15 protein-coding genes are annotated in these 12,080 nt (G+C 75.5%); 11 read left to right on the forward strand and 4 right to left on the reverse strand.

Features of this window, described 5'->3' with window-relative positions; genetic code table 11:
- Positions 1-22 precede the first annotated feature (22 nt).
- On the forward strand, positions 23-844 hold the full coding sequence (locus tag AC2A1K_RS23120; protein ID WP_483898685.1) for a mycofactocin-coupled SDR family oxidoreductase: 822 nt from the start codon (positions 23-25) through the stop codon (positions 842-844).
- Positions 844-2,850: a CehA/McbA family metallohydrolase gene (locus tag AC2A1K_RS23125; RefSeq protein ID WP_483898686.1), complete on the forward strand. Its 2,007-nt coding sequence runs from the start codon at positions 844-846 to the stop codon at positions 2,848-2,850. The genes AC2A1K_RS23120 and AC2A1K_RS23125 overlap by 1 nt, the downstream gene beginning before the upstream one ends.
- A 70-nt stretch (positions 2,851-2,920) precedes the next feature.
- Here the strand turns inward: AC2A1K_RS23125 and AC2A1K_RS23130 are convergent, their stop codons facing one another.
- A complete protein-coding gene (locus AC2A1K_RS23130) occupies positions 2,921-3,661 on the reverse strand; it encodes a methylated-DNA--[protein]-cysteine S-methyltransferase (protein WP_483898687.1) in 741 nt (246 codons plus the stop codon).
- Positions 3,658-4,218 (reverse strand): RNA polymerase sigma factor, encoded by a 561-nt coding sequence (locus AC2A1K_RS23135; RefSeq protein ID WP_483898688.1) that lies wholly within the window; start codon positions 4,216-4,218, stop codon positions 3,658-3,660. Before AC2A1K_RS23135 ends, AC2A1K_RS23130 begins: the two co-directional genes overlap by 4 nt.
- Before the next feature lie 87 nt (positions 4,219-4,305).
- Here AC2A1K_RS23135 and AC2A1K_RS23140 point away from each other — a divergent pair, with 87 nt between their 5' ends.
- From AC2A1K_RS23140 to AC2A1K_RS23155, 4 genes are read left to right on the forward strand one after another with little or no spacing between them, the layout of a single operon-like run.
- On the forward strand, positions 4,306-4,650 hold the full coding sequence (locus tag AC2A1K_RS23140; RefSeq protein ID WP_483898689.1) for a VOC family protein: 345 nt from the start codon (positions 4,306-4,308) through the stop codon (positions 4,648-4,650).
- Between the two features lie 39 nt (positions 4,651-4,689).
- Positions 4,690-4,971 carry an SDR family oxidoreductase gene (locus AC2A1K_RS23145; protein ID WP_483898690.1) on the forward strand — a complete coding sequence of 94 codons (282 nt, stop codon included), beginning with the start codon at positions 4,690-4,692 and terminating at the stop codon, positions 4,969-4,971.
- A 13-nt stretch (positions 4,972-4,984) separates the two neighbouring features.
- Entirely contained in the window at positions 4,985-5,440 is a 456-nt protein-coding gene (locus tag AC2A1K_RS23150; protein ID WP_483898691.1) for a GatB/YqeY domain-containing protein, read from the forward strand.
- Positions 5,437-6,159 (forward strand): SDR family NAD(P)-dependent oxidoreductase, encoded by a 723-nt coding sequence (locus AC2A1K_RS23155; RefSeq protein ID WP_483898692.1) that lies wholly within the window; start codon positions 5,437-5,439, stop codon positions 6,157-6,159. The genes AC2A1K_RS23150 and AC2A1K_RS23155 overlap by 4 nt, the downstream gene beginning before the upstream one ends.
- 50 nt (positions 6,160-6,209) lie before the next feature.
- Here the strand turns inward: AC2A1K_RS23155 and AC2A1K_RS23160 are convergent, their stop codons facing one another.
- Complete coding sequence (locus AC2A1K_RS23160; RefSeq protein ID WP_483898693.1) at positions 6,210-6,953, reverse strand: sulfite exporter TauE/SafE family protein; 744 nt, start codon at positions 6,951-6,953, stop codon at positions 6,210-6,212.
- Positions 6,954-7,018: 65 nt separating this feature from the next.
- Between AC2A1K_RS23160 and AC2A1K_RS23165 the strand changes: the two genes are divergently transcribed.
- From AC2A1K_RS23165 to selD, 3 genes are all read left to right on the forward strand, one after another.
- Complete coding sequence (locus tag AC2A1K_RS23165; protein WP_483898694.1) at positions 7,019-7,270, forward strand: RNA-binding S4 domain-containing protein; 252 nt, start codon at positions 7,019-7,021, stop codon at positions 7,268-7,270.
- A gap of 403 nt (positions 7,271-7,673) precedes the next feature.
- Positions 7,674-8,405, forward strand: a complete 732-nt coding sequence (locus tag AC2A1K_RS23170; protein WP_483898695.1) for a DUF742 domain-containing protein — start codon at positions 7,674-7,676, stop codon at positions 8,403-8,405.
- A gap of 9 nt (positions 8,406-8,414) precedes the next feature.
- Positions 8,415-9,476, forward strand: coding sequence for a selenide, water dikinase SelD (gene selD, locus AC2A1K_RS23175; RefSeq protein WP_483898696.1), 1,062 nt, complete (start codon positions 8,415-8,417; stop codon positions 9,474-9,476).
- Positions 9,477-9,479: 3 nt separating this feature from the next.
- Here selD and AC2A1K_RS23180 read toward each other — a convergent pair whose 3' ends face one another.
- Positions 9,480-10,595 carry a glycosyltransferase family 9 protein gene (locus AC2A1K_RS23180; protein ID WP_483898697.1) on the reverse strand — a complete coding sequence of 372 codons (1,116 nt, stop codon included), beginning with the start codon at positions 10,593-10,595 and terminating at the stop codon, positions 9,480-9,482.
- Between the two features lie 24 nt (positions 10,596-10,619).
- Between AC2A1K_RS23180 and AC2A1K_RS23185 the strand changes: the two genes are divergently transcribed.
- Complete coding sequence (locus tag AC2A1K_RS23185; RefSeq protein ID WP_483898698.1) at positions 10,620-11,384, forward strand: SDR family oxidoreductase; 765 nt, start codon at positions 10,620-10,622, stop codon at positions 11,382-11,384.
- A gap of 93 nt (positions 11,385-11,477) precedes the next feature.
- Positions 11,478-12,068: a cardiolipin synthase ClsA gene (clsA, locus tag AC2A1K_RS23190; protein WP_483898699.1), complete on the forward strand. Its 591-nt coding sequence runs from the start codon at positions 11,478-11,480 to the stop codon at positions 12,066-12,068.
- Positions 12,069-12,080: the final 12 nt, after the last annotated feature.

Raw genomic sequence — 12,080 nt, forward strand, 5'->3', positions numbered from 1 at the left:
TACTTCGGTACGGTCATGCGGCATGGCCGCACACACCGGACGGGTCGCGCTGATCACCGGCGCGGCGCGGGGACAGGGCCGCAGCCACGCGTGGCGGCTCGCCGAGCAGGGTGCCGACGTCGTCGCGATCGACGTCTGCGCGCCGAACCCGGGGGTCGCCTATCCGATGGCGAGCCCGGACGAGCTCGACGAGACGGCCGAGGGCGTCCGCGCGCGCGGTGGGCGCGTGAGTGCTCATGTCGCCGATGTCCGTGACGCTTCCCGGCTGGGTGCGGCGGTCGCCGCGGGCATCGGGGAGCTCGGCGGGGTCGACATCGTGCTCGCCAACGCCGGGATCGGGATGGCGTCCCCGGACGTGACCGCGGCGCAGGCGTTCCGCGACCAGCTCGACGTCAACACCGTCGGCGTCTGGAACACCGTCCAGGCCGCGGCGCCCACGATGATCGAGCAGGGGCGCGGCGGCGCGATCGTCGTCACGAGCTCGTCCATGGGCCTCACCGGCCGGGGCGGCGACGGCACCGGGCAGAGCGACGGCTACGTCGCGAGCAAGCACGCCGTCGTCGGACTCGTGCGGGCCTGGGCGCACTGGCTCGCGCCGCACTCGATCCGCGTCAACTCGGTGCACCCGTCGGGCGTCGCCACGACGATGGTGCTCAACGACGCCGTCGCCGCGCTGTTCACCGATCCGCCGGACGGAGAGGCGCCCGACGTCGGCAACCTGCTCCCCGTCGGCCTCCTCGCGCCCGAGGACATCACCGCCGCCGTCGACTGGCTCGTCTCCGACGGCGCGCGCTACGTCACCGGCGTGGCGCTGCCGGTGGACGCGGGATTCACGGCGCGCTGATGTGCTGCGACGACGACGAGATCCTCGACCTGCCCGCCCCGGCCATCGAGGCGCTGGCCCACTACCGGCGCCTGCGCGATCAGTGCGGCTGGGACTGGGGGGACGAGGACCTGCCCGAGTTCTTCCGGCTCGCCCGCTTCTCGCGGCTCGGCGACCTCACCGACGCGCTCGCCGCGACCGGTGGGGACTGGCCCGCTGCCATCCGGCGCGTCGCCGGGGAGACGCCGCCGCCCGGCCTCGTGGTGCTCGACGTCGGCGGGACCGTCGTGCCGCGGGTCGGCGCGCCGCGTCTCGCGGTGGCCGGGCGCGCCGTGACGCTCGACGTCGTGGTCGACGCGGCCGTCACCACCGCGGTGGTGGTCGGCGGGACACCGATCACGGTCGAGGCGGGTGGGGCCGCGGTGGCGACGGTGGAGGTCGACGAAGCCCTGACGGTGGCGCACGCCGGTCGGGTGCTCGAGGTCCCGGGCGCGCTCGAGGTCCGGCCGGCGGCGACGGTGCGGGTGCGCTCCGGCGCCTGGTCGCGGTGGTCGGTGGTCGACGCGGCCGGCGGCGGGTGGTGGCCCGACGGCACGCCCCCGAAGACGGACGCCGCGCACCGGCCGTACTTCCACGCCCGCGACACCGCGCTGACCGTCCCGGCCGGTGAGCTGACCGTGACCTGCACGCGCGGGCCGGAGTACACCCCGGTGACGACGACGGTGGCGGTCGACGGCGACGGCACCGTGGTCGACCTGGAGCCCGAGCGCCTCGTCGACCCGGCGGCGCTGGGATGGCACTCCGCCGACCTGCACGTCCACCTCAACTACTCCGGCGACCTCGTCGTCACCCCCGAGCAGGCCCGCGCCATGCAGCGCGGCGAGGGTCTGGAGCTGATGAACCTCACCGCCGGCAACCTCGGCGGCGCGCACGTCTACGACCGCGCCCTGTTCGAGGCGACGGTGGGGGAGGACCTGTGGGCTCTTCCCGGCGGCTGCGTGGCGCGCACGTCGGTCGAGTTCCGCAACGACCTGCTCGGCCACGTGCACGCCCTGGCGCCGACCGCGCCGCCGACGCGCTACCAGACCGGCCACCCGGGATCGGAGCACCCGCACGACTGGCCGCCGAACGCCGCGACCTGCGCCGAGCTCCGGGCGGCGGACGCGTCGACGCACTACGCGCACCCGGTGCTCGCGGGCTTCGGCACCTCCGACTCCTCTGACGACCCCTACGGGCCGTTCCTCGCGCCGCACCGGACCGTCGAGGCGCGGGAACTCGTCGCCGACGTCGCGCTGGGGCTGGTCGATGGGATGGAGGTCGTGTCCTGCTTCGACGACCACGCCGGCGCGGAGCTCTACCACCGGCTGCTCGGGTGCGGGCTGCGGCCGGCCGCGGTCGCCGGGAGCGACGTGTTCCTGTCGTTCGCCCACGGCCCGGGGGTGGCGTCGAACCCACCGGGGTGGCTGCGCACCTACGCCGACCTGGGCGGTGCGCCGGTCACGGCCGAGGCGGTCCGCGACGCGATCCGCGCCGGGCGGACGCTGGCGACCAACGGGCCCTTCGTCACCCTGTCCGTCGACGGCGGCGGGCCGGGGTCGGTGGTCGAGGCGCGGGTCGGCTCCGTCCTCGAGGTGCGGGCCCAGGTGCGGGGTCTCGGAGCACGGGAGATCGTGCTCGTGGGCCCGGACGGCGAGATCGCGGCCGGTGAGGGTGCGGTCACCGCGTCCGTCGAGGTCGACGAGCCGCTGTGGCTGGCGGCAGTCGCCCGGGGCGGCCCGCACCCGCAGGACCCCGAGCGGCCGGTGTTCGCGCACACCTCGCCGGTGCACGTCGAGGTCGGCGGGGAGCGCGTGGGCCGGGTGCCCGACGCGCGCTGGTGCCTCGGCCTCCTCGACCGGCTGGAGGAGCTCGTGGTCGCCGAGGGGCGGTTCGACCCGCAGCACCGCGAGGCCCAACTCGCCGGCCACCGCGACGTGCTCGACCGCGCCCGCGCCGTCTACCGGGCGGTGGGCGCGCGCCGGCCGTGACGCGGCACTCTCCGCAGGCCCCGAGGCCAGTCGACCGAGGGGGCCCTTCGCTCAGAAGAGCCGGGGTCGGCTACGGCCGGCAGTCCCGGCAGGGGCGGTACCCCGCGGCGCGGGCGCGGTCGAGGTTCGCGAACCCGTGCCGGTGGGCCGTGGTGATCCGGCGCGCGTGGTGGCACGTCGGCAGGCAGACGACGCCCGTGGTGTCGCTACCGATCAGCTTCGTACCCGCGGCGGCGAACTCGGCGAGGCGGGGCAGGTCGACGCCCTCGTGCTCGAGCAGGGCCGCCTTGTCCGCGCGCCCCGACAGGTACCGGCCGAGGTCGCCGTCGCCGCGCACCACGCGGTGGCACGGCACGAGCAGCGGGACCGGGTTGCGCGCGAGCGCGGTCCCGACCGCGCGCACGGCCTTCGGGTGCCCGGCCTCCCGGGCCACCCAGCTGTAGGGACGGACCTGGCCCGCGGGGATGCGCGCCGTGGCGTCGAGAACCTTCCGTGCGAAGGCGCCGACGTGGGTCAGGTCCACCGTCGGTGCCCGTCCCGTGCCCCGCAGTGCGGGCAGCAGACCCCGGGGCGCGCGCGGCGCCGGGCGCACCGGACGGCCGTGACGTGCGCGGTAGTCCTCGAGGAACGCGTCGAGGTCGCCGGCGTAGGCGGCGGTCCGCAGCAGGCGCACACCGTGGGCACCGACGACGGCGTACACCTCGCCCAGCGGGCTCTCGGCGCGCACCCAGCCGTCGACGACCCGCTCGGCGAGGGTCGCGGGGGCGGGCTCGGCGAGGTCGCGGAGGTCTTCCAGCAGGGTGTCGCTCATGAGGTCTCCTGTGAGGTCAGGCGGGCCCGCAGCGCGGCGAGCCCACGGGCGGCGTGCGACCGGGCGGTGCCCTCGCTGCACGCGAGCACGGCGGCCACCTCGGCGACCGGCAGGTCCACGACGTGTCGCAGCACCACGGCCGTGCGCTGCGCGACGGGCAGCGCGGCGAGCAGGGTCGCGAGTCGGTCGCCCAGGTCGGTGGCCTCGGCGCGCTCGGCGGGCCCGGGGGCGGGGCTGGCGCGGTCCGGCGGGTCGGCGACGCCGTCGGTCCGGGGCCGGCGGGCGGCGTCGCGGCGGTCGTTGCGGGCGGTGTTGAGCAGGATCGTCAGCAGCCAGGGCCGCAGGTCGAGCCGCTCGATCCGCGGCGGGTCGTAGCCCCGCAACGCCCGGTACGCGCGCAGGAACGCCTCGGCGGCGAGGTCCTCCGCGTCCGCCGGGCGGTCCGCGGTCCGGCGCGCCACCGCGTGCACCACGTCGCCGTGGGTACGCACCACCGCCTCGAACCCCGCGTCGAGGTCCTCGACCAGCGCGGTGCGCAGCTGCTCGTCGTCCGCCACGTCAGGGAGAACACCACAGGGCCGGGATCCGTGGCGCGCCTCCGATTCCTGCAAGACCGCCGACCCACGACACGCCAGGCTCGCCGCATGACCGAGATACGCCGCATCGTCGCCAACCTCGCCGTCGACGACCCGAGCGCCGACGCCCCCTTCTGGACCGGCCTGCTGGGGTTCGAGACCGCGATGGACATGGAGTGGGTGGTCAACCACCGGTCCGGCGCCGCGCAGGTGCAGCTGATCAGCCGGGACGCGAGCGCCCCGGAGGACAGCCGGGTGAGCGTGGAGGTCGACGACGTCGACGCGGTGCACGACCGGGCGGTCGCCGCCGGCTACGAGATCGTCCACCCGCTCACCGACGAGCCCTGGGGTGTGCGCCGGTTCTTCGTGCGCACCCCGCAGGGCGTGGTGGTGAACGTGCTCGCCCACCCCTGACCTGGGAGGCACGGTCCCCTGGCCCAGTGCGAGGCGGCGATGGAGATCTTCCGCGGGCAGAACGCCGGGCACCTCGCCGAGGGCATCCGCGTCGACGTCGCCGACACGCCGATCAAGGTCACCACGCTCGCGCCCGGCATCCGCACCGAGCGGGGCGGCGGGATGCGCCGGCCGATGTCGGTCGACCCCGCGACCGGCACGCGTTCGATGGCGGACGCGATCGAGAAGGCACCGTCCCCGCCGACGTGCCGAGTGGCCGTGGCCGTCCTCGGCCGGGTGCTGCGCGTGTTGCCGACACCGATTCTCCGTCGCGTCACGTGACTACGGTGGGGGAGTGTCCGACCTGAAGGAACGACTCCGCCATGACCTCACCACCGCCATGAAGGCGCGCGACCAGGTACGCGTCGCGACGATCCGCATGGCGCTCTCGGCCATCAACACCGAGGAGGTCGCCGGCGAGAGCCACCGCGAGCTCACCGACGACGAGGTCGTGACGGTGCTGGGCCGCGAGTCGAAGAAGCGCCGCGAGTCCGCCGAGGCGTTCGACGGCGCCGGGCGCACCGAGCTCGCCGAGCGCGAGCGCGCCGAGCAGGCCGTGCTCACCGACTACCTGCCGAGCCAGCTCCCCGACGACGAGCTGACCTCGCTCGTCGCCGCGGCGATCGCCGAGACCGGCGCCGCGGGGCCCAAGCAGATGGGGCAGGTCATGAAGGTCGTCCAGCCGCAGGTCGCCGGGCGCGCCGACGGGCGTCGCGTGTCGAGCGAGGTCAAGCGGCAGCTGAGCTCGTGACGGCCCTGGTCACCGGCGGCGGCACCGGGATCGGACGCGCCTGCAGCCTCGCGCTGCACCGCGCAGGCCACGCCGTCGCGATCTCCTACCGCCGCTCCTCGGGCGACGCGGCGGCGACGGTGGCCGAGGTCGAGGCCGACGGCGGGCGCGCGATCGCCGTCGCCGCCGACGTCACCGACGACGCCGCGGTCACCGCCATGGTCGCCGACGTCCGCGCGCGGCTCGGGCCGATCGAGGTGCTCGTCAACAACGCCGGCGCCACGATCCCGCTGCCGCTCGACGACCTCGACGGCGCCACCGACGACGTCTGGCGGCAGATGCTCGCGGTGAACCTCATGGCGCCCTGGTACTGCGCCCGGGCCGCCGCGGACGACCTGCGCGCCGCCGAGGACGGGGTCGTGGTCAACATCGGCTCGATCGCCGGGCTCACGGGCAGCGGGTCGTCCCTGCCGTACGCGGTGAGCAAGTCCGCGCTGCACGGGCTCACCCGCTCGCTGGCCCGGGCGCTCGCGCCGGTCCGGGTCAACGAGGTCGCCCCCGGCCTGGTCATGACCCGCTGGTGGGCGGGCAACGAGGAGCGTGGCCGCCGGCTCGCGGCGTCGGCGCTGATCGACCGCGAGACCACACCCGAGGACGTCGCCCGCGCCGTGCTCGGGCTCGTCGAGAGCCGGGCCATGACCGGCCAGACGGTGGTCGTCGACGGAGGGCAGACCCTCTAGCCCCTGGGACGCAGCGCGCGTGACCCTCGCTCTCTCCGGCCCCGCGCCGGTCAGGCGCCGGTGAGGGCTCGGTCGAGCAGCACGCCGGCCAGCACGAGGCCCGCCACGGCGATCCCGACCCGCAGCACCGTCGGCGGGAGGCGGCGGGCGATCGCCGGCCCGCAGTAGTTGCCGACGAGCAGGCCGGCGGTCAGCGGGAGCGCCGCGGACCAGGACACCTCGCCGAGCACCGCGAAGCCGAACGCGGCGACGGCGTTGGACGCTCCCAGCAGCACGTTCTTCACGGCGTTGACGCGCACCAGGCTGTCCGCGAGCGAGCGCACGAGCAGCGCCATCATCACCACGCCGGCGGCGGCACCGAAGTAGCCGCTGTAGACGCCGACGGCGAACACGCCCACGACCGTCGTCGCCTGCCCCGCCCGCGACGTCACCGGCTTGGCGTCCGCCCGCCGGGGCAGCAGCAGGACGAGCGACGCGCCCGCGACGAGGAACGGCACGATCAGCGCGAAGGCGTCGGATGGGGTGACGAGCACCAGGCCCGCGCCGACCGCGCCGCCGACCAGGGTCAACGGCAGCAGGCGCAGCACGCGCGGGGCCTGCCCGCGCAGTTCCGGGCGTGAGCCGGCCACCGAGCCGACGCTGGCGACGGCCAGGGCGATCGTGTTGGTCTGGTTGGCGGCGACGGGGGAGAGGCCGACCGCCAGCAGCGCCGGGTAGGAGAAGAGCGAGGCCAGGCCGGCCATCGAGCCCGACAGCCCGGCGGCGCACCCGGCGACGACGAGCAGCACGACCATCCGCGCCATCACAGCAGCGGCGGGCCCCGCCTGCCCGGCAGCGAGGCGCGATGCACACTCGCCCCGTGGAGGACCGCGCGCCCGAGGGCAGGAGCCGGATCCGTGACGTGGAGATCCGCGACGAGACGATCCGGCTCGGCCAGCTGCTCAAGCTCGCGGGGCTCGTCGAGCACGGCGCCGCGGCCCGGGACGTCCTCGAGGCCGGCGAGGTGACGGTCAACGGCCGAGGCGAGACCCGGCGGGGCCGCCAGGTCGGTCCGGGTGACGTCGTCGCGCTGGCGGGGGAGCGGATCCGGGTGCGCGGCCCGAGGAGTTGATGTGTACAAGCAACGAAGCCCGGGGTCGCCGCCCCGGCGGACCGGGTGGAACGGCGACGACCCCGAGCCTCGGTGGAAACAGCCCCACGGAGAGAGGTCCGAGATGGGGCTGAGCACGAGCTTAGCCCTCTCGGAACCGGCCGTCGTCGCTGGACACGGCCTCTGGTCGGGTCGCAACGATGTCGTCCCGAGGACGTGACACGACTGTCACTCGGTAACGACCATGTCACCGTCCGTCACGATCGTCACGCACCCCCGATCGGGGCACGCGCCGGCATGTGATGAAACCGAGACCTGCACTATCGTGGCGATCGGTCCCCTTCGTCCGGTGAGCGCGATGGTGTTCCGCGAGAGGACCGACCGATCACATCCACCGATCGTGATCACCGGGAGGACGCGGAGCGTGAGCGACGGGGAGGGCACTGAGGGCAATGCGGGCCCTGAGGGTCCTGAGGGCACGGTCGGTGGCCGCCGGCGCCGTCGCTCGCGGGTCGGCCGTACCGGGGCCCGTTTCCCCCGCGCACTCACCGAGGAGGTCCTCGAGCAGGACGAGGCCGAGGAGGCGCCCGAGGTCGTCGAGGCGCCCGAGGAGATCGTCCTGCCCGGCCAGGGGGAGGAGCTGCTCCCGCTCACCGGCGCGCGCTTCGGCTCGCACGCACGGCGGACCCGCAAGAAGGCCGAGCAGACCAAGGCCGAGGACGACGCCGTCCCCGTGCAGGCCCCGCCGCCTGCCCGTGCGCAGCCCGCGGCCGACGACGCGCCGACGCTGCCCCTGTTCCTCACGTCGCCCCCGCCGCCGGAGAGCACGCGCACGCGGGTGCGCCCCTACGTCCGGACCCGCGGGCGCACGCGGGCCCGCGCGGACCTCGCGGTCGAGACGCTGGTGTCGATCCCGTCGCCGCGCCCGCCGCTGGAGGACCCCGAGCACGTCGCCCTCGGTGACGTCGTGGGCGACCCGCGCTCGGTCGCCGAGGTCGCGGCCCTGCTGTCGGTGCCGCTGGGAGTCGCTCGGGTGATCATCGACGACATGGCGGGCGCCGGCCTGCTGCTCGTGCACCCGCGGGCGGTCGCGTCCACCGGCGCCCCGTCGCGCGACATCATGCAGCGGGTGCTGGACGGTCTGCACAGGCTGTAGAACGGGGGCATGACCGCGACGCCGCCCGATTCCGGGGTCGAGCTCCCCGCTCGGCGCGCTCCCCTCGACGCCCCGTCTCCCGCCCACCGCCTCACCGGCTACGCCCACGGCGGCGGGTGCGCCTGCAAGATCCCGCCCGGCGAGCTCGAGGACGTCGTGCGCGGGCTCATGCCGTCGGCCTCGACGCCGCGCGAGGGCGAGCTCGTCGTCGGGCTGGAGGACGGCGACGACGCCGCGGCGGTGCGCATCCGCGACGGGCTCGCGCTGATCGCCACCACCGACTTCTTCACGCCCGTCGTCGACGACCCCTACGACTGGGGTCGCATCGCCGCCGCCAACGCGCTGTCCGACGTCTACGCCATGGGCGGGCGTCCGGTCCTCGCGCTGAACCTCCTGTGCTGGCCGCGCGAGGTGCTGCCCTACGACCTGGCCGCCGAGGTGCTGCGCGGCGGCCTCGCCGTGGCCGACCGGGCCGGCTGCCACGTCGCGGGCGGGCACTCGGTCGACGACCCCGAGCCCAAGTACGGCATGGCGGTCACGGGTGTCGGCGATCCCGACACGCTCATCCGCAACGACGCCGCCCGCCCGGGCACACCGCTCACGCTGACCAAGCCGCTCGGGCTCGGCGTGCTCAACAACCGGCACAAGGCCACCGGGGAGTCGTTCGCCGAGGCGATCGAGGTCATGACCCGGCTCAACGCCGAGGCCTCGCGGGCCGCGCTGGCCGCCGGGATCCGCGCCGGCACCGACGTCACCGGCTTCGGCCTGCTCGGGCACGCCCACAAGCTCGCCCGGGCCTCCGGGGCCACCGCGGTGATCGACAGCTCGGCGGTGCCGTTCCTCGACGGCGCGCGGGACGCGGCGGCCGCGGGTTACGTCCCGGGCGGCTCGCGGCGCAACCTCGACTGGGTGCGCCCGCACGCGCGCCTCGACGTCGACGAGGTCACCGCGCTGCTGCTCGCCGACGCGCAGACCTCCGGCGGGCTGCTCCTCGCGGGCGAGATCCCGGGTCACCCCGTGATCGGCGAGATCGTGGCGCCCGGGGAGGGGACGACGCTGCGGGTCAGGTGAGCCCTATCGGCGTGCTCCCCGTGATTGGTCCCACAGGTCCAGGGTGGCCTCGCGCACCTCCTCGGGGTCCACGTCGTGGGTGGCGCTCGCCCCGTGATCGCACCAGCCCTCGAGCACGCGCAGGCCGCACACCTGGCACCCGCCGTGCCACGACACGAGCACCCGGTGCCACACGCGCGTCAGGGGCGCGACGTCGGCGAGGTTGGCGTAGCTGAACACCGCGACCGTCGGGGTGCCGACCGCGCCCGCCAGGTGCCGCGGGCCCGAGTCGTTGCCGAGCATCAGCGAGGCCCGGGAGAGCAGCCCGACGAGCGCCGGCAGGTCGAGCGTCCCCACGGCCGTCTCCGGGACCGTACGCATCCCCGCGATCGCGCGCTCGACCCGCTGGGCGTCCGCGGCCGCGCCGGCGACCACGACGCGGGCGCCCCGGTCGGCGAGGGCCTGCGCGATCGCGCCGAGGCGCTCCTCGGGGTAGCAGCGCCGCGCGTCGGTGGCGCCGGGGTGGACGACGAGCAGCGGTGCGGCGTCCTCGGAGCCGGGCGGCACCGCCGCGTGCGAGGCCGTCACGTCGTCCTCGGTCACCGCCACGCGGGGCTCGACGCGGGTCGGCGTGCCGCCGGCCGCGGCCGCGACCTCGAGCCAGCGGATCGTGTCGTGCTGGTAGGGCCAGTACGGCACCCAGCGGTCCGGGCGCGGCGCGTCCGGGGTGGCGGCGCCGACGGTGACCCGCGCGCCGAGGCGGGCCAGCAGCGCGTTGGAGTTCCGGCCGCCGCCGTGCAGCTGGACGGCGAGGTCGTACCGCTCGGCGCGCCGCACGGCACACCACGCCTCGACCTCGTCCTCGCTGGCGTCCGGGACGTCGCCCGCTCGCACGCCGGGCATCGGCGGCACCGTGAGGACGCGGTCCACGGGGGAGGGGCGGTCGGCGAGCAGCGCGGCGTGGTGCGGCTGGCCCAGCAGCGTCACCTCGGCGTCCGGGTACGCGTGGCGCAGGGCGGCCAGGGCCGGCTCGGAGACGACGTAGTCGCCGATGCCGTTCGCCCGCAGGACGGCGATCCGCCGCACGCCGGACACGAGGGGAGCGGGAGCGGCGGGGAGCCCGAGGGCAGGGCCTGTCACGGCGGGAGAGCCTACGGTCGGGACATGGCGAACGAGCAGCGAGCGGCGTTGGTGACCGGGTCGGGCAGCGGGATCGGCCGGGCGATCGTGGACCGGCTCCACGGTGACGGCTGGTCGGTGCTCGGTGTGGACCTCAAGGCCCCCGAAGGAGATCTGGCCGAGACGGTGCCGGGCCCGTCGCTCGGCGCCGACCTCACCACCCGCGAGGGCAACCGCGCCGCGGTCGACACGGCGCTCGAGCACTTCGGGCGCCTCGACCTCGTCGTCGCCAACGCCGGGTTCCAGCACGTCTCGCCGGTGGCCGACTTCGACGAGGACCGTTGGGACGCGCTGCTCGGCATCCTGCTGACCAGCCCGTTCCTGCTCGCGAAGTACGCGTGGGAGGCGCTGCGTGCCGCCCCCGAGGGCGGGCGCTTCGTCGCGATCGCCTCGGCGCACGCGCTGGCGGCGTCGCCGTACAAGGCGGGCTACGTCTCGGCGAAGCACGGCGTGCTCGGGCTGGTGAAGACCCTCGCGCTCGAGGGCGCCGAGGACCGCATCACCGCCACGGCGGTCTGCCCGGGGTACGTGCGCACCCCGCTGGTCGAGAAGCAGATCGCCGACCAGGCCCGTGCGCACGGCATCAGCGAGGACCGGGTGATCGAGGAGGTGATCCTCACCCCGCACGCCCTCAAGCGGCTCATCGAGCCCTCGGAGGTCGCCGACGTCGTCGCGTTCCTGCAGACCCCGGCGGGCGGGGCGTTCACCGGGTCGCCCGTGACGATGGACATGGGATGGACCGCGCGGTGAGACGAAGCATCGAGGGGAGCTCCCGATAGGGGCCGCTCGAGGGTCGAGACCGAGCGCGTCATCACAGCGCGGTCGGGGGGATACTCCGGGGCCGTGACCCTCCGGGAGCTCGCCCACGAGCGCTGGCTCACCGTCCCCAACCTGCTGAGCTTCGTGCGCCTCGCCGGCGTGCCGCTGTTCCTCTGGCTGCTGCTGGGGCCGCAGGCCGACGGGTGGGCGCTGGTCGTGCTGGTGGCCAGCGGGATCACCGACTGGCTCGACGGGCGCATCGCCCGTGCGCTCGACCAGTACAGCCGGCTCGGCGAGATGCTCGACCCGCTCGCCGACCGGCTCTACACCGTGGCCACGCTGGTGGCGTTCCTCATCCGCGGGATCGTGCCGTGGTGGGTGCTCGCGCTCATCATCGGGCGCGACCTCGTCGTCTCGCTCGCGCTGCCGCTGCTGCGGCGCAAGGGCTACCTCGCGTTCCCGGTGCTCTACATCGGCAAGGCGGCGACGCTCAACCTGCTCTACGCGTTCCCGCTGCTCCTGCTCGCCCAGATGGACTGGGCGGGCGCCGACCTGGCCCGACCGTTCGCCTACGCGTTCACGGCGTGGGGCATCGCGCTGCACCTGTGGTCCGGCACGCTCTACCTCGTGCAGCTGGTGCGGACCGAGCCCGCGGAGCTCCCCGAGAGGGCGTGACGCGCGCCCCCG

The organism is Actinomycetospora sp. 2LY8.5 (genome assembly GCF_057180585.1).